At 67.0% G+C, this 19483-nt stretch carries 24 protein-coding genes; 2 read left to right on the top strand and 22 right to left on the bottom strand.

Annotated elements, in window-relative coordinates; genetic code table 11:
• Positions 1–272: 272 nt before the first annotated feature.
• From ACUDCK_RS08250 to ACUDCK_RS08160, 19 genes are all read right to left on the bottom strand, one after another.
• Positions 273–545, bottom strand: coding sequence for a hypothetical protein (locus ACUDCK_RS08250; RefSeq protein WP_054501308.1), 273 nt, complete (start codon positions 543–545; stop codon positions 273–275).
• The gene (locus tag ACUDCK_RS08245; protein WP_144658067.1) at positions 526–1056 is read right to left on the bottom strand and encodes a hypothetical protein; all 531 of its coding nucleotides are present in this window, start codon (positions 1054–1056) and stop codon (positions 526–528) included. Before ACUDCK_RS08245 ends, ACUDCK_RS08250 begins: the two co-directional genes overlap by 20 nt.
• Positions 1046–1507, bottom strand: coding sequence for a hypothetical protein (locus ACUDCK_RS08240; protein ID WP_054501310.1), 462 nt, complete (start codon positions 1505–1507; stop codon positions 1046–1048). Before ACUDCK_RS08240 ends, ACUDCK_RS08245 begins: the two co-directional genes overlap by 11 nt.
• 283 nt (positions 1508–1790) lie before the next feature.
• Positions 1791–2240, bottom strand: coding sequence for a tail fiber assembly protein (locus tag ACUDCK_RS08235; RefSeq protein WP_064524144.1), 450 nt, complete (start codon positions 2238–2240; stop codon positions 1791–1793).
• A gap of 11 nt (positions 2241–2251) precedes the next feature.
• Entirely contained in the window at positions 2252–3283 is a 1032-nt protein-coding gene (locus ACUDCK_RS08230) for a phage tail protein (RefSeq protein ID WP_175168313.1), read from the bottom strand.
• A 13-nt stretch (positions 3284–3296) separates the two neighbouring features.
• Positions 3297–3962: a DUF2612 domain-containing protein gene (locus tag ACUDCK_RS08225; RefSeq protein WP_175168312.1), complete on the bottom strand. Its 666-nt coding sequence runs from the start codon at positions 3960–3962 to the stop codon at positions 3297–3299.
• A 1-nt stretch (position 3963) separates the two neighbouring features.
• Complete coding sequence (locus ACUDCK_RS08220) at positions 3964–5145, bottom strand: baseplate J/gp47 family protein (protein WP_175168311.1); 1182 nt, start codon at positions 5143–5145, stop codon at positions 3964–3966.
• The gene (locus ACUDCK_RS08215; RefSeq protein WP_054501317.1) at positions 5142–5495 is read right to left on the bottom strand and encodes a hypothetical protein; all 354 of its coding nucleotides are present in this window, start codon (positions 5493–5495) and stop codon (positions 5142–5144) included. The genes ACUDCK_RS08220 and ACUDCK_RS08215 overlap by 4 nt, the downstream gene beginning before the upstream one ends.
• Positions 5496–5503: 8 nt before the next feature.
• Positions 5504–6247 (bottom strand): Gp138 family membrane-puncturing spike protein, encoded by a 744-nt coding sequence (locus ACUDCK_RS08210; RefSeq protein WP_054501318.1) that lies wholly within the window; start codon positions 6245–6247, stop codon positions 5504–5506.
• Positions 6248–6281: 34 nt separating this feature from the next.
• Positions 6282–7310, bottom strand: a complete 1029-nt coding sequence (locus tag ACUDCK_RS08205; RefSeq protein ID WP_244976979.1) for a phage protein — start codon at positions 7308–7310, stop codon at positions 6282–6284.
• Between the two features lies 1 nt (position 7311).
• Entirely contained in the window at positions 7312–7611 is a 300-nt protein-coding gene (locus tag ACUDCK_RS08200) for a phage baseplate plug family protein (RefSeq protein WP_054501319.1), read from the bottom strand.
• A gap of 9 nt (positions 7612–7620) precedes the next feature.
• A complete protein-coding gene (locus ACUDCK_RS08195) occupies positions 7621–8220 on the bottom strand; it encodes a phage baseplate protein (protein ID WP_054501320.1) in 600 nt (199 codons plus the stop codon).
• Complete coding sequence (locus ACUDCK_RS08190) at positions 8213–9889, bottom strand: phage tail protein (RefSeq protein ID WP_175168310.1); 1677 nt, start codon at positions 9887–9889, stop codon at positions 8213–8215. The genes ACUDCK_RS08195 and ACUDCK_RS08190 overlap by 8 nt, the downstream gene beginning before the upstream one ends.
• Positions 9882–10040 (bottom strand): DUF6889 family protein, encoded by a 159-nt coding sequence (locus ACUDCK_RS08185; protein ID WP_006393814.1) that lies wholly within the window; start codon positions 10038–10040, stop codon positions 9882–9884. The genes ACUDCK_RS08190 and ACUDCK_RS08185 overlap by 8 nt, the downstream gene beginning before the upstream one ends.
• Before the next feature lie 26 nt (positions 10041–10066).
• Positions 10067–10516, bottom strand: coding sequence for a phage tail assembly chaperone (locus ACUDCK_RS08180; protein ID WP_175168309.1), 450 nt, complete (start codon positions 10514–10516; stop codon positions 10067–10069).
• A gap of 3 nt (positions 10517–10519) precedes the next feature.
• Entirely contained in the window at positions 10520–10960 is a 441-nt protein-coding gene (locus ACUDCK_RS08175) for a phage protein (RefSeq protein WP_026384175.1), read from the bottom strand.
• Between the two features lie 13 nt (positions 10961–10973).
• Complete coding sequence (locus ACUDCK_RS08170) at positions 10974–12449, bottom strand: DUF3383 domain-containing protein (protein ID WP_175168308.1); 1476 nt, start codon at positions 12447–12449, stop codon at positions 10974–10976.
• A gap of 10 nt (positions 12450–12459) precedes the next feature.
• On the bottom strand, positions 12460–13053 hold the full coding sequence (locus tag ACUDCK_RS08165; RefSeq protein ID WP_175168307.1) for a phage neck terminator protein: 594 nt from the start codon (positions 13051–13053) through the stop codon (positions 12460–12462).
• An 826-nt stretch (positions 13054–13879) separates the two neighbouring features.
• A complete protein-coding gene (locus tag ACUDCK_RS08160; RefSeq protein ID WP_054501325.1) occupies positions 13880–14137 on the bottom strand; it encodes a hypothetical protein in 258 nt (85 codons plus the stop codon).
• Positions 14138–14462: 325 nt separating this feature from the next.
• Between ACUDCK_RS08160 and ACUDCK_RS08155 the strand changes: the two genes are divergently transcribed.
• Both ACUDCK_RS08155 and ACUDCK_RS08150 read left to right on the top strand, forming a co-directional pair.
• Positions 14463–15224 (top strand): S24 family peptidase, encoded by a 762-nt coding sequence (locus ACUDCK_RS08155; RefSeq protein ID WP_054501326.1) that lies wholly within the window; start codon positions 14463–14465, stop codon positions 15222–15224.
• Positions 15225–15228: 4 nt separating this feature from the next.
• Entirely contained in the window at positions 15229–17037 is a 1809-nt protein-coding gene (locus ACUDCK_RS08150) for a DUF4153 domain-containing protein (RefSeq protein WP_175168306.1), read from the top strand.
• A gap of 66 nt (positions 17038–17103) precedes the next feature.
• Here ACUDCK_RS08150 and ACUDCK_RS08145 read toward each other — a convergent pair whose 3' ends face one another.
• The 3 genes from ACUDCK_RS08145 to ACUDCK_RS08135 all read right to left on the bottom strand — a co-directional run bounded on the left by ACUDCK_RS08145 (position 17104) and on the right by ACUDCK_RS08135 (position 19356).
• Entirely contained in the window at positions 17104–17328 is a 225-nt protein-coding gene (locus tag ACUDCK_RS08145) for a hypothetical protein (RefSeq protein WP_054501327.1), read from the bottom strand.
• A 149-nt stretch (positions 17329–17477) separates the two neighbouring features.
• Entirely contained in the window at positions 17478–18581 is a 1104-nt protein-coding gene (locus ACUDCK_RS08140) for an AI-2E family transporter (protein WP_175168305.1), read from the bottom strand.
• A gap of 43 nt (positions 18582–18624) precedes the next feature.
• Positions 18625–19356, bottom strand: a complete 732-nt coding sequence (locus tag ACUDCK_RS08135; RefSeq protein ID WP_054501329.1) for a DUF3053 family protein — start codon at positions 19354–19356, stop codon at positions 18625–18627.
• Positions 19357–19483: the final 127 nt, after the last annotated feature.

Here is a 19483-nt window from a genome sequence, read left to right as displayed (position 1 = left end):
CTCTCCTGGAACAGTCATCCGGGCCGACGGCCCGAGGGGACGGAAAACCAGAAATTATTGCAGAACCAGACCGCAGCACACCATCCATCGCCCCGACGGCGCCGGAAAAAAAGCGCCCTGAAGGTGGAAAAAATCGCGTCCCCAATTTACCTCAAAAACAAAGCCGAGAAACCATTTCATTATGCTCGAGCACCTGCCGGCGTATTGCCGCCGGCGTCGCGTCCACTTCCGCCGCCGAATTGAAATATATCGGCCGGGCATGGTCGCAATATTCAATCCCGGTCCGCGGGGGGAGCGACCCGCACCCAGCCAGACTTAAGCCGATCAGCCACGACATCGTCATCGCTGCGAGCCACTTTTTCCTGCACATCCCTGGCCTCCTTGCGGGCCTGGCCCGCCCGCGCCTGGAGGCGGGCCTCACTGTCCGAGCGTTCCTGCGCCCGGCCCATGGCCCGCCCCCGCCAATACACCCCGGCGACGGCGGCCAGCCCCGCCAGCACTGCCGCCACCACGCCGAGGCCCCGCTTAATCCACTGTTGCAACATGCGCCGTGCTCCTGTCGGACCGCGTCCGGATGGCCGTCACGGCCTGCTGGTAAAGGCCGGCCCAACTGTCCGGCTTGGGCTTGCCCGGCCGCCAGGTGCGCAGATACAGCGCCCAGGCCGCCTGCGTTTCGCCGACCGGCGGCAGCGCCTTCGGATCGGTCCAGAGCAGCAGCCGCGCAACGCCGGCGGCCAGCACATCGTCATACTCCAGCGCGGCATAGATCGCCTCCGGATCGCCGGCCACGCCGCGCGACTTGCACAACATGGCCAGGTGATCCCTGCTGGCCGCGTGCAGGAACACACCCCACACGCCGCCGCGGCTGACGCGCGTGCCCTTCTCGAACTGCCAGAAGCCGCGGGCGGGCCCGCCGATCTGCCGCCGATGCACGAAGCGGCTTTCCTGCAGGCCGATGGCCAGCAGCATGCAGTCCGCCTCGGGCGTATCCATGCGCGCGGGCAACAGCGCCATCGCCGGCCGCACCGCATCGTCCATGATCTGGTCAAGCGTCATGCCTGCCCTCCTTGTCTGCGTGGGTTTCCATGCCCAGCGTCTTGCGTCGGATCTCGACCGCCCAGTCCACCAGGTCCTGGTTCTGCAGCTTGGCGGTCAGGCGCAGGTAAGCGCCCAGCACCCACCAGGCCGGCAATCCCGCCAGCAACATGCACGGGCCGAGCACATAGAACATGGCCAGCAGCCCGTCCTCGCCCAGGCCCGTGCGCTGCGCCATCCAGTAGGCCGAGGACATCAGGTCGGGCATCCAGGCGATCATGCCGATCGCCAGCAAAGGTCCGAACAGAAATGAGCTGACCACCGTGCAGGCGGTGCGCGCGACGAATTCGCGCGGCGTGCGCGGCGGCATCAGCAACATGCCGATCAACGCCGCCATCGCGGCCGGCATGCCGAAAGCCAGCGCAATTTTCAGGGCGGCCCAACCGCCCAAACCCGTAGATGCCGGTTCCATGGTTACACCGCTCCTGTCGACGGTGCGCATTGCTGCCTCCCGTGAACATCACGGGCGCCGCAGGGGCGCGCCGGATGGACCAATTCAAATGTGGATGACGCTGCCGTCCGTTTGCCGCAGGCATTGCCAGGACCGGCATACGTTCTGCCGTTGTCTATTGCCTTTCTCCTATGCCCGGGACACGCAGGCCGAGTCGGCCTTCCTGAGCCGCCATGCCAGTCAGCGACAGGCGGAACCCGACAAAAAAAGCTCGCCAAGGCGAGCCATGATTTGCTTGCGCCGGTCAAATGGGCTCAACAGGCCACTCGATCTGCGCGGGGTAGTGGGTCTGCCCGGAGACGCGGTTCAGTTGCACCCGATACGCCTTCCATGCCGCCAACGCGGTTCTTTCGGCATCCGTCGCGACGCCAAGATCCACAGCATCCGACAGGGGGGCCATTCGCAGTCCAGCGCGCTCCAGCAGAAAATCTCGTCGAGCGCGTGCCGCAGCCTCCAGTTGCTCCTTCGTTAGCGATTCCGGCGGAGCGGCGAGGGAAGGGTTCGGAATGTCTTCGGCGGCCCAACGGCCCTCCACAATCCGGTAACGCTTGCCCTCTTCGATGAGCGCAGGCGGGGCCATATCGATGGAACCGCCCGGCATCAGGAAGACGCCGGATTCCAAGGGGGACTCGTCTGCGGTGACCTGGCCCACGTAGTAACCCTCATGGTTCAGTTGCGAAACCATTTTTTCCATGCGATATCTCCTTAGTATTTGATGCAGGCGAACAGTGCCAGGTTGCGTGGGCGAACGGACGCCAGCGCCGCCGAGGTACCCAGAGTCGTGTACGACCAGCCCGCCAGGAAGGAACCAGAGCCGCTGGTGATGTCATAGCCTTCCGTATAGGCATCGCCCACCTTGAACGAGACGCTCCCGTTATCGGTGCTGAAACGCCACTCACCGTTCTGGGACAGATACGGGAAGGAAGGATTGCTGACCGCTCCGATCACGCGGGAAGCACGCTGGCTGGATCCCAATTGGCGGCCGGCGTCCGCCCCCCGTCCGTCGTCCCATCCCCGCACGAACTCGCCGCGCAGATCGGGCAAGACGATGTACGCACCCGTGGTGCTGCGCGTGTTCATCGGATCTGCGGCGTTGGTGCAGCGGTACCCCACCGGCGCGGTCGCGTTCAATGCATCGCCGCAGTAGATGGCCGACGCCAACGCTCCATAAGCGCTGACAGACGCTGCGGCGCCATTGGCCCGCATCCATCCATAAGGCACTTTCGAAAACGGGAAGTAGGCGATCTGGCCGCACAGCGGCGAGCGATAACCGGTATGGATGGCAGAAGAACCCCAGATCCAGACCTCACTGCATTCGGCGACGATGATGGGGCCAACATCCTGCGTGGGAAGCGCATTGATCGAATACACCCGCGGGAAGTTGCCGCTCACGAACGCGGTCGTCGCGATCCTCGTGCTCTTATCCGCCGCCGCCGGCGTCGGCGCGGTCGGCGTCCCGGTCAGCGCCGGCGACGCCGCCAGCGCCGCCACGAACTTGGCCTGCAGCGCCGCCAGGTCGCCGTCGTCCAGCACGTCCTGGCCGGCCTTGTCAGCGATGTACTGGCCGATCATGGCAGCCACGAACGCAGCCTGGCGCCAGACGGTGTTGAGTTCCTTCGATTTGGCCGTACCGGCCGAGAAGCCGCCCAGCCGGGCGGCCAACGCCTGGTAGTCGGCGGGCGCGAGCACATTGGCGCCGGGAACGGTGCCGAAGGGAAGAATCTGATTGATAGCCACGGAATGTCCTTATTCAACCGGCAAAAAGCGAACCCCAGAGTCCGCCGTCGAACCCGGAGATGTAGTGGTTTTGAACGTCAAAACCGAACAGAGGCCCCTCTTCCGAGGGGATGACGTAGTAACTGATGCGCACGCCTTCCGGCTTGAGCGGGATGTATCCGCCGGTCAGCAGCGCCAGGAACAGCGCGGACGGCGGCGCGCCGGCGACGCCGATATCCACCGACATGTCGCCGTTGTCCTGGATGAACACGTGCGTGCCGCCACCGAAGATGCGGTCCAGGATCGCCGCCGATGCCTCCAGCGTGCCGTCCCAGTGGTTGGCCCCGATCTTGGCGCGCAACAACAGCCGATAGGTCTCGTCATCCAGCTCGGTCAGGCCGCTGTCCGGATCGAATGGCCCCTGCCACACGCCCTGGTCGAAACCCAGGCCGTCGACGTCATGCGAGAAGTAGATATTCGAAATGGGCGTCCGGACCTTCCGGTCCAGCCCTACCCAGCGCCCCACGGCGTCCAGCTGGACGCCGACGGCCAGATCCAGATCGAAGGCCGCCGGCATGGCGCCGTACCGCTCTCGCAGTCCGGCCGCAGCCCCGCACAGCGCGGCGACGGTGGCATTGAACTTGGGTTTGGAGCGGTAATAGGCCGACAGCCGCCCGAGATAATCGTCGGTATTGGCCATATCAGGTCACCGTGAGTTTGATGTCATCCGGCGTCGCGGCGGCGGCCTCGTTGAACGCCAGCGACACGTCAGGCGCGCCGTTGCCGGCGGGACCGCGCAGCGTCAGCCCGGAAATCTTGAACGTGCCATTGCCGGCCACGCCATTGGCCGCCGAAATGGCGTCGGCCCACTCCACCGACGCGCTGGCGCCGCCGCCGATCGCGACCCCGTTGATATAGTCCGCGACCGCCCGCTGCACCGCCACGCCGATGGCCGTGGTGTAGCCCGGCAAGGCCCGCAGCTGCACGTCGACCGCCACCGGCACGATCGTGGGCCGGAAGAACCGGATGCGATGCGCGATGCCGTAGATGTCCGTCACGACCACCGTGGTGGTCCCGTGCGTGCCGGTCCCCGGCGTCTTCTTGGCGGCAATGGCCTGCGCGATCAGCGCCGCGTCGCCGCCATCGACCACCAGCGCGATGCTGTGGGGCGGCAGGCCGTGGGCGTCCGCCACCGCGCCGTCGTTCTCGAAGGCGGCGTGGCGCAAGACGCCAGGCACCGACGCGACGGCCCCGATGGTGCCCTCCAGCACGCTGCGCGACGGCAAGGCCACCGAGACGGCCTGGCGCACCCGCAACGCGGCATCGCTCTCGACCGGCGCGCCTGGCGTTGCCGCCGCCGGGTTGACCACGGACTGCCAGCCCAGCGTCGGCGTGCCGATCTGGTTGATGCTGCCGGCCGCCGCGGTCACGGCGCCCAGCGCCTGGCTCTGGGCGGTGACGGTGATCTCGCCGCCAGGCGGAATCGTCACGCTGGCAGGCAGTTGCCAGCGACCGCGGTTGGCATCCATCGCCACGCCATCGACGATGGTGACGCCGCCCTGCCCCACGATGCGCAGGTCCACCGACGAACGCGTCGCGGCGCCGCGCGCCAGGCCGTTGATCTTGACGTTGCTCGACAGCGCCGCATTGGCGGCGGTGGCCGGCGAGAACGCGTTGTAGACGCTGATCGCCGCCGAGTTGGACTCATGGATGGCCAGGGCAAACACGGCCAGCAACTGACCGTCCTGGCTGTCCGCCTCCAGGTACGTATCCGCGCCGTAGATGCCGCGATATTGTTCCTTGAAATACTGCAGCACCTCGCCATAGCTCGGCGCACGGATGCCCGCGGCGTCGATGACCGGGGCTGTGGAAAGAATCGTCATAATGCCGCCTGCACAGTGGCCGTGCCGAAAAGGGTTGAAATGGATGCCGTCACGCTCAGGCCGCGGGTTTGCGGGTCGAGCCGGCTCGAATACTCGGCCAGGTCGGTGACGCCGGCGGTGCCCAGGATGCGCTGGCGGATGGCCCAGTCGTAGCTGGCGCGGGGCTGCTTGCCCAGCACTTCGCCGTTCCAGGGCATGCCTTCGGTCACGTCCAGGAACCACTCGCCGCGCGCCAGCATCAGCCGGGTCTTGACCGCTTGCGCCACGGCCTCGGCCGAATCGCGGTGGAAATCGGCCCGTGCCGAGCCGAATGAATAGTCGCCATCGGCGTCCAGTTTTCGGTAACGCATAGGAATCCTCAGTTGGGTGGCGTGGTCACCGCGTTGGCGCCTTGCGCGGTATGGGTATGGGTGTCATCGACCCGCTTGCCGTTGGCCAGGATCTGGCCGATCACGTTGAGCACGCCGGTGATCTGGGCGGTGTTGCCCTGGCCGCCGCTGCCCACCAGTCCCGCCAGATAGCTGAGCAGGCCGTTCACCAGCACCTGTCCGGAAAACTCGGACACCGGCGCGACCACGTCGAAGCCGCCCGGCGCCACGATCTTCACCTTGCCGGCGGCCGGGTCCAGCTCCAGGAAAGTCGAGCCATCGTCACTGCGCAGTTGGGTCGCGCTGGTGCTGACCGCCGGCAGCACACGGGGTTGCGAGCGCACGCCCACGTAGACGAAGCCGTCGGACAGATCATGCATACGCATCTCGGTCTGGTCCTGCACCTGGCCAGACAGCCACCAGGCGTCGATGCAGCGCGAGGCAAACACCACCAGGCACTCATCGCCCGGCTTGACCGGAAAGGTCAGCGTGCAATTGCCGCCCGATGGGAAATACACGGGGCAATCCACCAGCAGCGGCAGCGCCATGCTGTGCTGCCGGCCCTCGGGCGTCTTGACCCGCGCGCGGATGGCCGGTTGCGCCGTGCACGTCATCGCCACCGGATCGAAGGCGCCGATGATCGCCGGCATGGCGGTCCAGGTCTGCGCCAGCGCGCCATGCAGCGCCGCGCCGATCGCGGCTTGCGGATCGTTCAAAGTCTCAAGTCGGTTCATGAATCTTCCTGCTGAGATAGGACCTGGCCGTGCGCTACTTGACGACGGCGGCAGGCTGGGCGGCGTCGCCCTCGGCGCCGGCCCGCCCCAGGTCGCCGGGAAACAGGGTGGCGTCGGTGGCCAGGCAAAGGACCTCCGTGTACCACTCGTCGCCGCGTGTGTTGCCGCGGTGCTCGACTTCCATCACGTAGTAGTAGCCATCGCCGCTGATGCGGCGCTGCTCGCTGCGATCGATTTCGTTCGCGCCCTTGCCCTCGGAGCGGGCCTGGAAGCCATACTCGGCGATGCGGCTGTTGTCCAGATTGACCAGGCCGCCCACGCGGATGCTGGGATTGAGCAACATGCGCAGCTTGATGCCCTTCTCGGTCTGCTCCGGCATGCCGACCAGGCCGCTGTCGTGCGACAGCACGGGCACCGAACCCGGCACATAGGCGGTTTCGGGAACCACCACCACCTTGCCGTCCTGGATGCTCCACAAGGTGTTCGCACTGCCGCAGACATCCTGCAGGTAGTCCCGCACCATGCCGGACATGACGGCCCCGCGGATCGACTTCTTGCCGCCCAGGTCGGGCACGTAGCCCTGGCGCACGCCGTAGGGGTTCATGGCCGAGCACAGCAGCCGCACCTTGTCGGCGCGGTCGCTGCCCTTGGGCACGGTGGCGTTGACCACCGCAAAGTTGTAGGCCTTGTCGCCATCGGCCGCGGTGATTTCCAGCACGGTCTCGGTGTCACCCGAGCCGCCCCATTTGGCGCGCACCACGTTGCCGTGGAAGATCACGCCGTAATTGCCTTCATAGCCGGCCTGCAGCACCACTCGGGTGAATTCGCGCTGCGCCAGGCTGGCGGTTTCACGGCTGGCGTTCATCACCTTGATGGTGGCGGTGTTGGGGGACTTGGCGTCGTTGCGCTTGATGCCGAAGCTGAAGCTCAGCGCCGACAGATCCAGCGCCTCCTCGTCGCCGACGATCAGCGACACCTTCCGGCCCCACTGGCGCACGCCCTCATCGTCATCGACCGGATCGCCGTATACGACGATCGGCTCCATTGTGGTCGTGTCCGCCATGTCAGTCCGCCACCCAGTAGAGCTTGGCGCCACGGCCCAGGTCGGTGGCCGTCGGCGCGTCGTCGGGCGACTCCGCCCCGGTCACGCGCAGGCCCCCGGCAAAGCCCAGGTGCCGGTATTGCCCCAGCAGGTTCAGGCCCGTCACCAGCGGAATGCCGGACACCAGCGGCTGGCCGAGGTCATCGGCCACGTCCAATATCCAGCCCTCGCGATACTGCAGCGTCAGCCGGTAGTCGTCACCGCCCAGCGAGATGGCGAACACCTGCGGAATCGGCGACAGAGGTATCTCGAAGTAGTTCATGCGGATCTCCTAGTTCCAATGCAGCGAACCGCCGTTGGGCGCGGCCGCGGGCCGGGACGCTTTCACGCCCAGGTTCTGCCTGTCCGCGGTCTTTTCCTTCTCTTTCTGGTGTGCGTAGGGCGGCAGCGACGTGCTGCGGGTCTGCGCCACGATCACTTCGCGCAGCGTCACGGTCGCGAACACGGCGCCGGAGGTCTCCCGGCTGTTCTCGACCGCGATCTTCTCGATCAGCATGCTGCTGTAGCGGCGCCGGCTGGTGATCACATCCACCGGCTCGCGCGACTCCTGCAGATTGAGCAGTTGCGAATAGATCGCGGTGGCGTAGTCGTCGGCGGCCGCCTTGCCATTGGCCACGTCCCTGGCCCGGGCGCCGCGCAACGCCTCGTACGAGGCATTGCTCCAGGCGCACTTCATGGTCAGCGACAGCGGCAGCTTGAAGGCATGGTCGCTGATCGCCGAGCGGCCATAGGGGCCCGACTCCACCGGATGGCTGGTGATCTTGAGCGTATCGTCGTGCGACTCGGTGATGGTCGCCTGCACCACGATGTCGCCGATCTTCTTCGACAGCAGGCCCACCATGTCGGTGCCCGTGAAATTCGTGTCAGTCATAGGAACCCTGCAGGTTGCGCGTCAGGTCGGCATTGACCCGGCTCTGTTGATTGGCCACGGCCGCTCCGGTCGCGCCAGGATCGGCCGACCCATTGACGTAGATGGTGGTGGTGGCATTGACCGACACCGGCGCGGCGGCGGCCGGCGGCGCCAGCGCGGCGCCACCCGCTTCGCCAAGCGCGAAACCGGAGTGGTAATCCCGCCACGGCTCGATCCGGGCACCGTCCATGGGAGGCGGTTGCCAGATGCCTGCGGCCCCGTCGACACGCGGCTCCTGCTGCCCGAGACCCACACCCCTGTCGCCTTGCAGCGACTTCAGCGTGCCGTCCCCGAGCGTGCTGGGATACAGGCCCAGCCCCACTCCCGCCGCCACCGGCGATATCGCCACGCCGCGGGCCAGGCTCTTGGCGCCGTCGACGATGCGGCCGATCCACGAACTGGCGGAGGCCCACAGTGACTGCCCCCATTGCAACGCGGTGGCGCCGGCCGCCTTGACGCTGTCGACCACGAGCGCGCCGCCGCGCGCGGCCATATTGCCCATCCAGGACCAGACCGCGCTGGCCATGTTGCCCATCTGGGTGACGGCCGTCCGTCCCATCGAGGTCATTCTGCCGAACACGCCGCCCACGAAATTGCTGGTCGCCGTCCAGGCACGGCTCACAAAGCCGCTGATCCGGCCAGGCAGCGCGGCCAGTTGCGTGCCCAGCCCGCCGATGATCGAGCGCATGCCGCCCAGTCGCGAGACCAGACCCATCAAGGCCCCCACCACGCCACCGCCGCCCAACATCAGGAAGCCGCCGACCAGCACCAGGAGCTGCGAACTCAAGCCCCCGGTCAACCCGTCGAGCCAGGTGATCAGGCTGATCACCGGCCCCAGCAACGACATGATCGACAGCACGAAATTGCCGACCTCGCCCAGCCGCTTGCCGGCCGTCTGGCCGTTCTCCTTGAACCAGGCCGAAATGCCGTCGAGCGTCTCCTGCAGCTTCGGGCCCATCGTCAGGAGCGCCTGCGCGAACATCGCGTTGACGGAGCCGCTCAATTCACGGATGGTGCCCATCAACTGATGGGCGCGTTCACCGGCCGCCTCGACGGTGCTGTTTTCCTGGGCATCGCGCTGCATCGACAGGCGCTGCCCGAACTCGGGATCGCGCAGGGCTTCCATGACGCCTGGTTCCAGCCCCAGGCTCTGGCCCGTCGCCCGGGCCTGCGCCGGATCCATGCGCTTGAGCGCGTCGCTCAGCTCCAGCATCAGGTCGGCGCTGTTGCGCTGGGCGCCCGCGCCATCGCTCGACGAGATGTGCAGCTGTTCCAGCAGCGCGGCGATCTTGGGATCGTCGCGCACGTTGCGGTGCAGCGCCTGGGTACTGTTGCGCATTGCTTCGACGGAGACACCGAAGTCCTGCGCCACCGCCTCCAGCGCCCGCATGTCCCGGCCCGATGTGCCGCCCAGCTTGGCGGCGAAATAGCCTTGCTCGAACTGGGCAATCTTGTTTTCGGCGAAGTCGACAACGCTCTTGGCCCGCCCCGCGAACACCGCCAGCGCGTCGGCCAGGCTCTGCTTGCGCGAATCGCCGATCGCCTGCTTGAGGTCCTTCAGGTCGTCCTTGTCGATCTTGAATATGCCGATCAACCCCGACGGGTCGATGGGCACGGTTGTATTAGCCATTTTTTTCTGCCATGTGGCGGCGGTACGCTTCCGCCTTGTTGTCTGCCCGCACCGACAACGCGTCGTTCAGCAGCGCGATGTCGGCCAGGTCCAGGGTGCCGTCCTTGAGGGACTCGTACTTGCAGAGCCCCTCGAGGACCGGCGCCAGCAACCAGTCCTCGCCACCGGGCAGGCTCTTCAGCCAGCCTGTGTCGCCTCGGGGCTGCCGGTCTGGCTCGTAAGCAGCCCTTGAATAAAAGGCCCGAGGCTTGCCACGATGACGCGCACCGCCAGCGGCAGCATCACCGCCAGGTCGATGTCCTGGAACATCGGCACGCGCTGGCTTGCCGACCAGATGCCGGTCCAGCCATGCTCCTGCCGGCGCTGGACCGCCTGCATGCAGGTGTCCAGCACATAGTCGGCGTCCTCGTCCTTCATCGCCGCCAGGCCGTCGGCCAGCGGTTGCAGGACATCGGCCATGCCGCCCGGATCCTCGATGATCCCGCGCCCGCCCGCCGCGAGGCGGACGAACACGGGGATCAGCGTAGGAACGATCGGAGCGATGCGGCGCGACACGTGGAACTGTTGCTTGGCGCTCAGTTTCCCGATGGAGTACCGGTGGCCGTTCAGATCAAGTTCCTGCGACATGGCTTAGTAGGTTCCCAGGATCGTGTCGATCTTCGCGGCGTCGAAGGTCCACTTCACCACGTCGCCGTCCTTCTTGTAGGTCAGGTCGGGCTTCTTGCTGAAGGCGCACGAACGGCACGCCGTCACGTCGCCCGTGGCCGGGTTGGTGATGGTGATCAGGTTCTTGCCCCACAGGCGGCTGTCCAGCGACTGGGCGTCGTACAGGGCCTGCAGCTGGGCGTTGACGGGCGAGGTCTTCAGGTAGCTCAGCGTCACGGTGCCGCTCTTGTCGGCGCGCAGCGTGTGCATGACCTCGCCATCGGCGCCCACCGTCATGGCGCTTTTCTCGGCCTTGGCGGCGATGGCGATGCCCTCATCGGCCACGCCCGAGCCGGAGCCCAGCGAAATCGCCCCGCCCGGGCCCACGAGACTGGCGCTGATATCAGCGAACGAATAGGTAGACATCTGCTACTCCTGATTAGCGGTTGACCGTGACCAGAACGTCGACGGTATGGATGGCGCCGGCTTCCTTGGCGGCGACCTGGAACGGGACGGCCTTGCGCGCTTCGCGGTCGGCCTGCGACTGGGTGGCGATCGCCGGCGCGTAGACGTAGTAGCCCTTGGCCAGCGTGTCGCCCTGCTTGAGGGCGCCGAAGCCGGCCGAGTTCCACACGCCCGGGGCCAGGTAGCCGTTGTTGACGGCGGCCTCGCACGCGGCCTCGATCACCGAGGCGATCAGTTGGTTGCCGGCGTCGGTCTGCGGCACCTTGGTCGGGCTGGTGTACAGCAGGTTGTAGACGTCGGTCTGGACGCGGTTGCGGAACCAGATCGCGTTGTAGACCGAGTCGATGAAGATGCCGCTGGGCGTCACACCGTACTGGATGATGGCCGTGTCGTTGTCGTAGTTGACGAACACGTTGCAGTTCTTGGCTGCCAGCGTGTCGGCCTGGCTGCTGCTCAGGGTCTCGGCGACGATGCCGGGCTCCTGCTTGTACATCAGCGTGATGGTGGTGTTGTTGGCGTTGAAGTTCACCGTCAGCAGGCGGCCCAGCAGCGAGGCCACCGCGTACGGGCTGGCGCTGGAGAACTGCACGATCGAGTACTTGTACTTCAGCGCCTTCAACTGGCTGGCGATGTCCTCGTGGTGGGTCGGGTCCAGCACCTGCGGCGCCTGGGTCGACACGCCGTACAGGTGGCGCTGGTCGGCCTCGATCAGGCCGGCCACGGCCAGGTGCTGGGCGTCGGTGATGTCGGCATCGGCGAAGGCCAGGCCCAGGAACTTGTTGGCGAAGCGGTCCAGGAACAGCGACACGGCGTCCACCGGGGTTTCGGCGACGATGCCGGCGACGGGCGCCGAGGCCTTGCCCGCGGTCAGGCCCAGCATCGACGAGATGTCGGTGCCGGCGCCCGCGGCCGTGGCGTAGCCCAGCGTCGAGGTCGCGCCGGAGGTGTTAGAGGTCACGACGAACTGCGAGCCGTTCCACAACACCGAGGCCGACGCCAGTGCCGTCGAGATGATCGACGCGACCCCGTTCAGGTTGGTGGCGCCGGAGAAATCCAGGCCGTTGACCGTCTTGGCGGTGCCGTCGACGGTCAGCGTGAAGGCGCCCGCGGTCACCGCGGTCCAGGCCGACATCTGCTTCTCGGCGGCCGACAGCACGGCGCCGCGCAGCGTGGCCGAGGTCGCGCCCTTGGCCCAGCGGCCGATGTACAACTGCGAGGGCTGGGGCGTCTGCTGGAAGTACAGCAGGGCCGCGCGATATTCGGGCGCGTTGGTGCCGAAGTCGGCGGCGACGGCGTCGATGCCGCCATAGGAGCGCATGCGCTCGCCGGTGTCGATGACCGCGGACGAGCCCAGCAGCAGCGCGGTGTTCAGGCTCGCGCCCTGCGCCGCGAGCGGCGACATGTTGATCGTGACGTTGATCAGGCGTGATACCGGCAATCCATTAGCCATGGTAAATCCCTTAATCTGCAAGGTGGTTGATGTTGTCCGTCGGGGACAGCGACGCGGTATGCGTCGTGACTTGCGCCGACAGGAGATTCAGGACCGGATAGCTGCGCGCGACCCGGCGCGCAAAACGCAGGGTCATGTCGAACTGCCGTATCCACTGCTGATTCACCAGTTCGTGCATGGCCACGATCGGCCCCGCGCCGCTCACCGCCATGCCTTGCGCCAGCAAGGGCTCGCGGTTCTGCGGCACGGCGGCGCCGTCGCGCAGCAGCGCCGCGTGGCGCAGCGCGCGCGGCCCGAACATCGAGCAAAGCACCTCGATGTGTTCGTGCCGAACGTATGAATCAGATCCTTCCCCGGCCGGGTCGTGGGTGACGACCGGACCGGCGTCCGCGGTTTGCGACCGGATGTCCATCAGGCACCAGGTCTCGGTCTGCGCGGGCGGTTCCACGCCGGCGGCAGGCCAGCGCGTACGAACCAGGTCAAGGGGCAGGCCAGCCACGCCGGCGATGAACCCTTGGAACAGCGCCTCGAGCTCGGCATCCTCCAGGGGCGGAGAAATGGCGATCGGCGCCAGGTAGCCGCCGGTGGCCGAACTGTTCGCCATGCGTCGCTCCTTTGTCGTGTTGAGATGCCCGAGGGCGGGTTTGGGGGGAATCCAGAGGCCTGGAGGCGGAACGCCGACTTTGCTGCGCCATCGGCGCGGTGCCGCGTTGCGTGATGCGTGCGGCCGGGTTGCGGCGGATTCCGGCTGTCGCCCACCGGGCTGCCGCCTCGAGCCATTCCAGGTCACCGCGGGCGGGAGAAAGGCCCGGTCATGGAAGGAACGGCGAGGCGGCAGGCCGCTGGGCGCCGCCTTGCGGGCGGCGCCTAACAAAACGCCCCGCGCTCTCGAAGAGAACGCGGGGCGCGCAAATGAAAAAGGCCCGCCAGTGGCGAGCCTGTATCGGAGAACTGCGAAGAACATGAGGGACGCGCATCCGGCGATTCATCCGCCTTCCGGCGCGTTGGCCGGGCACACGTACCCTCTCATAAATAAGGCCCGCTGTAGGCGGGCCTGGTTTGTTTGCTGTTTGCTTGCTACTTGCTACTTGCTACTTGCTACTTGCTACTTGCTACTGCTCGATTGTCGCGATCCGCTTGTTGCCTGCGGTGTTTTCGGTGTACTCGCCGCGCACTTGTTGCTGCCTGCAAGGGGCGTCGATATGAACCGCAACGCCATGAACGAATTGTCGCGCACCGTCTGCCGCCGAAGCAATCCCGGCATGTCGCACTGCGTTGCGCCGATAACTGACGGCGCGTTCACACGAACGTACCCTCTCATAAAAAAGGCCCGCGGTAAGCGGGCCTGATTCTCCAGCATTCCAGCGCATCGGCGCCTGGACGGATCGTCGGCGGGAAGCGCGACGACATGGATGCATTCTGCCGCCGCATCAGGCGTGCAGGCAATCCCCCTCGCGTCGCACTTCGCCCCAGACGTAGGTCAGCGAGTTGCGCGCATGCTCGATGCGGGCCACCTGGCCGCCCTCGTGCAGGGCTTCGAGCACGCGCAGGATCGCCTGTCGCATTGCGTTGCGTTCGCGCCGCGTCAGCTCGCGCGCGCCGGACGCGCCGCGCACCAGTTCGGCCATGCGCCACGGACGCCCCGGCGCCGCCGCCATGAGGTCCAGCACTTCGGTTGCATATTTCATCGGGATGCCTCCCCGCCAAGACGCTTATCCATGCTTTTTTTTCCTTGATGCAAGCTTGCCGTTCGTCATGTCCCCGGAAAGGCTGGCGGGTGAAAATCGCTACCTTGGTAGCGATGAATGGGCCACATGCCGGTCACCCACCCCCATCGCCACGGACGTGGCGGCCAGCCCCGTCGTATCCGCACAAGCCGCAAGCCGCTTGATCGAAGACTTGCGGTCGGCCCGACTATCTCCGGGATGAAAGTCATGGTAGCGAGTCGCTACCAAAAAATCAACAGCGAATCGCTACTGTACTTTCGGGTAGCGGATTGCTACTATCGCTACCATGGACATCCGCTCGATACGACTGAACAACCTCAAATACGCCGTGCACGAGGCCGGGGGCGTCGACCGCCTGGCCGAACGCGCTGGCGTCAGTCGCAAATACCTCGACCAGATCCTTCAAGGGTTCCAGGGCAGGCGCGACAAAAACCCGCGCCGGGTCGGCGACGCGCTGGCCGCCAGGCTGGCCGCCGGCCTGGGCCAGCCCGCCCACTGGATGGACCTGCCGCACCCCGATCTGTGGCGCGAACTCTCGCCCGATGTCGTGGCCGACGAGCCCACGGGCCGGCTTGCCTCCTTTCACCCCGCGCGGCTGGGCCGGCCCGACCACGGCAACGTCCTCATCGCGCAGTTCGACACCGGCGGCGCCATGGGCAACGGCCTGGAGCTGCGCGACCAACCTGGCGTCATCCAGAGCTGGAACGTCAGCCCGGAATGGCTGCAGAAGAACGTGCGCGGCTTTTCCGCCTCGAAGAACCTGTGCATCGTCACCGGGTTCGGCGACTCCATGCGCCCCATGTTCAATCCCGGCGATCCCCTGATCGTCGACCGTGGCGTGCAGGCCGTCGAATACGACGCCATCTACTTCTTTCGCGTCGGCAGCGAAGGCTTCATCAAGCGGCTGCAGCGCATCCCCACCGCCGCCGGCCTCGTGGTCCGGGCCAAATCCGAGAACACCAAGTACGATGCCTGGGACATCACCGAAGGCATGGATTTCGAGGTCTTCGGCCGCGTGCTGAAGGTCTGGCGCAGCGAGGACTTCTAGCCCCATGGCAACCCCATCGCGCCTGTCGGCGCCCGAGAAAACCATCCTGATCCATGGCGCGCTCGGCGCACTGCTGGCCCTGACGCTGCATGCGGCGCTGTTGAACCGCGCGTGGCCATGGCACAACCCGTTCGCCACCCTCTTCGCGATCCAATGGATCTGGCTGGTGCCACTGGCCGGCGCCATGCTGGCGGGCATGCGTTCGGGCAGGCGCTGGCTGCTGGCGCTGGCGGCCTACGGCGTGGCCCTGCCGGCGCTGAATGCCTACGGGCTGGTGACGCTGCAGGGCTGGCAGCCCGCCGCCTACACCGACAGCGGCCCCCGGTCGCTGGCGACGCTGATCACCGCCGCCAGCGGCTTCATGCTGCTGCCGCTGATCCAGGCGCTCGATCCATCCCGACCCGGCTGGGACTATCCCGCCGTGTTCCGCGCCGCGTGGCGCAATACCGTCAAACTGGCGTTGGCAGGCGGCCTGACCCTGGCGGTCTGGCTGCTGTTCTGGGCCGCCAGCGCCATGTTCGGCATGATCGGCATCGCCGCGGTCGGCCAGGTCGTCAAATCCACCCGCTTCCTGCTTGGCGTCATGCCGCTGGTGCTGGCGGTCTGCCTGGTGGGCGTGCACCGCCGCCCGCAACTGGCGGACACGCTGCAGCGTTCGTGGCTCACGCTGACCGCGTGGCTGCTGCCGCTGGTCGCGCTGGTGGGTATCGCCTTCGTGCTGGCGCTGGCGGCCCGGCTGACGCTGGACCTGCAGGCGGGCGCCCTGTCGGCCGGCGCGCTGATCGCCTTCAGCGCGCTGTGGATCAAGCTCATCAACTCCGCCTGGCAGGACAGCCCGCAGGCCCCGCCCTTCGGCCCGCGCCTGCGCGCGGTGCTGCGTGTGACGACGATCGGCCTGCTGCCGCTGGCACTGGTGGCGTTGTACGGCCTGGTGGTGCGCATCGAGCAGTACGGCTGGACCGTTCCACGCATCTGGGGCCTTTACGCTGCGATCCTGCTGACGCTGTACGCGTTGGGCTATGCCTGGGCGGCATTGGCGGCGCGGCGCTTCCACACGATCCTGGGCGGCACCAACATCGTCGCGGCGTTCTGCGCGCTCATCATGCTGGCCCTGGCGAACACGCCGCTGCTGAGCCCCGACCGAATCGAGGTCCACAGCCAGGTGCAACGCCTGATCGACGGGCGCATTCCGCCGGAGGAATTCAGCTATCTCTCGGCCGCGCGCGACCGGGGCGAATACGGCCGGCAAGCCATGCGCAAACTGGCCGAGGGCGCCGCCCAGGCGCAATCCCCCAGGATTGCAACGGCGGCCGCCGACGCCCTGAAGGGTCAGTACCATGATTGGGGGCCGCGAGTCACATCCCGGGAACGTTCCCCAGCCAAGCCGGCCAACCTGCAGGCGTATCCGCCGGGCAGCCCGGTGCCGGATGCCTGGTGGCGCTACGCCGCGGCGGAAAATCCCTATGAGGCAGACAGGTGCGTGCGAGCGGAACAGGCCGCGGCCGACAATCCGGCCTTGGGCGGCGCGCGCTGCTGGCTGATCCACGCGGACATCACCGGCCTCGGCAACGACGACCTGGTGCTGTACATACCGCCGCGTGCGGATGCCAGCGCGGGGGGCTACGAAGCGTTCCTCACCTATCAAAGGCTGGGCGACGACACGTGGGGCCTCGTGTCCTCCAAGAGCAACCGCAAGTCCGAACACGGTCCGGACGTGGACATCGTCAATGCGCTAGCGCAAGGCCAGGTGCGCACCGAACCACGCCAGGATCGCGACCTGATCGTCGGCGGGCGCCGCCTGCCACTGCGCTGAACGGCGTGGGGCGGGCGCTCCCGAGGCCGCTCGTGCGCGTCGCGCCGACAGCCTCGGGCACGAAGGTTACGGCTTTTCTTCCAGGTCCGGCGTGCCGGCGAACTGGCTCTTGAGCAGGGTCAGCGCGCCCTTTTCCGCCAGCGCCTCATTCGGGAACACGTTCTTGGTGTCTTCCAGCACGGGAAAGCCGAAGACGCGGACGCGGGCGTGGTAGCCCTCGGGGGTTTCGGCCAGTTCGATGTCGAAGTTGCGTTCTTCGATCCAGCCCGACTTGTGCAGTTTCCAGTCCATATCCGACGTGCTCCTGGTAAGAGAAGGAAAGGCGCGCTGCCGGCGTGCGGCCGGCAGCGGCGTTGGCGCGTGACGCCGGCCGCGAAGACCGGCGCCATCACAACCTTACACCGGCTGCGCTGACGGCGGCTTGACCGGCTGCAATGCCTTCAATCCGCCTTCTCGGGCAAGGGCGGGGGCGTCGGTTCGACCGGCTCGACGACGGCCTCGGCGGGAGGCGAGAACAGGTCCCAGGAGGCCATGAACAACGCGGCGATCAGCGGCCCGATGACGAAGCCGTTCAGGCCGAACAGCGCCATGCCGCCCAGTGTCGAGATCAGCACGACGTAGTCGGGCATCTTGGTGTCCTTGCCCACCAGGATCGGACGCAGCACGTTGTCGACCATGCCGATCACCAGCACGCCGAACGCGATCAACACCACGCCCTTGATGGTCGCGCCCGTCAGCAGGAAATAGATCGCCACCGGCGCCCAGATCAGCCCCGCGCCCACCGCCGGCAACAGCGACAGAAAGCCCATGATGACGCCCCACAGCAGCGCCCCCTGGATGCCCAGGATGGAGAAAATGATGCCGCCCAAAGCGCCCTGCGACGCCGCCACCGCGATATTGCCCTTGACCGTGGCGCGCACCACTGTGGTGAACTTGCGGAACAGGTGATGCTTGTGCGTGTCGCTGAGCGGCACCGCGCGCTTGACGCGCTGGGCCAGTTGCGGCCCGTCGCGCAGCAGAAAGAACAACAGGTACAGCATGATGCCGAAGCTGATCACGAACTGGAACGTGTCCTGGCCGATGCTCAGGGCCTGCGTGGCCAGGAACTGACTGGCCTGCATCGCGCCCGCGCTGAGCTTTTCTTGCAGGCTGGGGATATCAGCCAGGTCGAACCGCGCCAGAATGTCGTGTACCGAAGGCGGCAACGCCTCCATGGCCTGCTGGAAGTAGGCGCCGAAGTTGATCTGCCCCGACTTGATGCTCTGGTAGAGGTTCGCGCCCTCGCTCACCAGCGAACCGCTGATGACCACCAGCGGCAGGATCACCAGCAGCAGCACCAGCACCAGCGTGATCAGGGCCGCCAGGTTGCGCCTTCCGCCGATGCGCGGCACCAGCCGCCGTTGCAGCGGCGCGAACAGGATGGCCAGGATGGCGCCCCAGAACACCGCGCCGTAGAACGGCCACAGCAACCAGCCGAACGCGATGGAGACCACCACCAGCAGGAGCAGGAAAGTCCGGTAATGCAAGCTTGAGGATTGGCTCATGTTCCGTCCAAGGCGCGGCATGCGCCGCGAGACCCGCATTGTACTAAGGGCCTGCCGGCGGCCTGTCGAGAGGCCGGTGCCCAGGGGCCTGCCGCGCCACCACGGCGCGGGCCTGTTCCAGCGCCCCGGATTGCGCATTCAGGCCCTGCAACCGCCGATTCAGCTCCTGCTGCAGCGATGGCGTGGCGACCTTGGCCTGCCCGTCCGCGAGCGTGATGTCGCCGGCATGGGTGGCAACGAAGTCGGCCACTCCCAGCGCCTCGCGCGCCACCGTGTCCATCCTGCCCGCGGCGTCAAGCAACTCGGCCGCGGGGGCCGTGACCGCCTCGTCGTACACGCCGTCGTAGACCGACGCGAGATCCGGCGCCAGCTCCATGCCGCCGCGCGCCGTGTCGGCGCGGGCCCGGGCAGCCTGCAAGCCGCGAGCGCTGTCGGCAAGCGTCACGCGTGCGTCGCTCAGCGCCTGGCGCCGCCGCACGATGTCGTCGACCGATTGAATGCGCTCGGCCGCCAGCACCGGGCCCAGCGACGTCGCGGTCTTGGCCAGGGCGTCCTGGAAGTCGGTGATGACCGCATAGGCATCGCGATAGCGGCCGATGGCGTCCGACTCGGCCTCGCTCAGCGCGCCGATCGGCGCCAGCGCGCCAGCGGCGATACGTTGCTGCAGCAGACCGATGAAGGCGGCCCGCTCCTGCGGCTCGCGATTGCCGCAAGCCGTCAGCGCCAGCGCCATGGCCGCCGCCAGGGTAGCCAGGCAGATCCGCAGCATTGCCATGCCCTTGCTCCTTGCGTAGTCCGTTGCCGCGCGGCTATCGGCCCGCCACGCGGCCGGTGCCCCCGGCCAGATTATCCCGAAGCATCCGCCGCCTGCCGCCGGCGGGCGGATTTTGTTGCCATCGAAG

The organism is Achromobacter sp. CF-sbj1-Ac2-l (assembly GCF_052698165.1).
This window is presented reverse-complemented; position numbering and strand designations above follow the sequence as displayed.

What these genes read in the sequence shown, in the direction of transcription:
- ACUDCK_RS08240 (WP_054501310.1), bottom strand. Translation starts at nt 1,507, where the DNA reads ATGGAACCGGCATCTACGGGTTTGGGCGGTTGGGCCGCCCTGAAAATT.
- ACUDCK_RS08245 (WP_144658067.1), bottom strand. Translation starts at nt 1,056, where the DNA reads ATGACGCTTGACCAGATCATGGACGATGCGGTGCGGCCGGCGATGGCG.
- ACUDCK_RS08165 (WP_175168307.1), bottom strand. Translation starts at nt 13,053, where the DNA reads ATGGCGAACAGTTCGGCCACCGGCGGCTACCTGGCGCCGATCGCCATT.
- ACUDCK_RS08195 (WP_054501320.1), bottom strand. Translation starts at nt 8,220, where the DNA reads ATGACTGACACGAATTTCACGGGCACCGACATGGTGGGCCTGCTGTCG.
- ACUDCK_RS08175 (WP_026384175.1), bottom strand. Translation starts at nt 10,960, where the DNA reads ATGTCTACCTATTCGTTCGCTGATATCAGCGCCAGTCTCGTGGGCCCG.
- ACUDCK_RS08155 (WP_054501326.1), top strand. Translation starts at nt 14,463, where the DNA reads ATGGACATCCGCTCGATACGACTGAACAACCTCAAATACGCCGTGCAC.
- ACUDCK_RS08250 (WP_054501308.1), bottom strand. Translation starts at nt 545, where the DNA reads ATGTTGCAACAGTGGATTAAGCGGGGCCTCGGCGTGGTGGCGGCAGTG.
- ACUDCK_RS08140 (WP_175168305.1), bottom strand. Translation starts at nt 18,581, where the DNA reads ATGAGCCAATCCTCAAGCTTGCATTACCGGACTTTCCTGCTCCTGCTG.
- ACUDCK_RS08215 (WP_054501317.1), bottom strand. Translation starts at nt 5,495, where the DNA reads ATGCGTTACCGAAAACTGGACGCCGATGGCGACTATTCATTCGGCTCG.
- ACUDCK_RS08170 (WP_175168308.1), bottom strand. Translation starts at nt 12,449, where the DNA reads ATGGCTAATGGATTGCCGGTATCACGCCTGATCAACGTCACGATCAAC.
- ACUDCK_RS08190 (WP_175168310.1), bottom strand. Translation starts at nt 9,889, where the DNA reads ATGGCTAATACAACCGTGCCCATCGACCCGTCGGGGTTGATCGGCATA.
- ACUDCK_RS08220 (WP_175168311.1), bottom strand. Translation starts at nt 5,145, where the DNA reads ATGACGATTCTTTCCACAGCCCCGGTCATCGACGCCGCGGGCATCCGT.
- ACUDCK_RS08205 (WP_244976979.1), bottom strand. Translation starts at nt 7,310, where the DNA reads ATGGCGGACACGACCACAATGGAGCCGATCGTCGTATACGGCGATCCG.
- ACUDCK_RS08135 (WP_054501329.1), bottom strand. Translation starts at nt 19,356, where the DNA reads ATGGCAATGCTGCGGATCTGCCTGGCTACCCTGGCGGCGGCCATGGCG.
- ACUDCK_RS08235 (WP_064524144.1), bottom strand. Translation starts at nt 2,240, where the DNA reads ATGGAAAAAATGGTTTCGCAACTGAACCATGAGGGTTACTACGTGGGC.
- ACUDCK_RS08150 (WP_175168306.1), top strand. Translation starts at nt 15,229, where the DNA reads ATGGCAACCCCATCGCGCCTGTCGGCGCCCGAGAAAACCATCCTGATC.
- ACUDCK_RS08180 (WP_175168309.1), bottom strand. Translation starts at nt 10,516, where the DNA reads ATGTCGCAGGAACTTGATCTGAACGGCCACCGGTACTCCATCGGGAAA.
- ACUDCK_RS08210 (WP_054501318.1), bottom strand. Translation starts at nt 6,247, where the DNA reads ATGAACCGACTTGAGACTTTGAACGATCCGCAAGCCGCGATCGGCGCG.
- ACUDCK_RS08145 (WP_054501327.1), bottom strand. Translation starts at nt 17,328, where the DNA reads ATGGACTGGAAACTGCACAAGTCGGGCTGGATCGAAGAACGCAACTTC.
- ACUDCK_RS08160 (WP_054501325.1), bottom strand. Translation starts at nt 14,137, where the DNA reads ATGAAATATGCAACCGAAGTGCTGGACCTCATGGCGGCGGCGCCGGGG.
- ACUDCK_RS08200 (WP_054501319.1), bottom strand. Translation starts at nt 7,611, where the DNA reads ATGAACTACTTCGAGATACCTCTGTCGCCGATTCCGCAGGTGTTCGCC.
- ACUDCK_RS08225 (WP_175168312.1), bottom strand. Translation starts at nt 3,962, where the DNA reads ATGGCCAATACCGACGATTATCTCGGGCGGCTGTCGGCCTATTACCGC.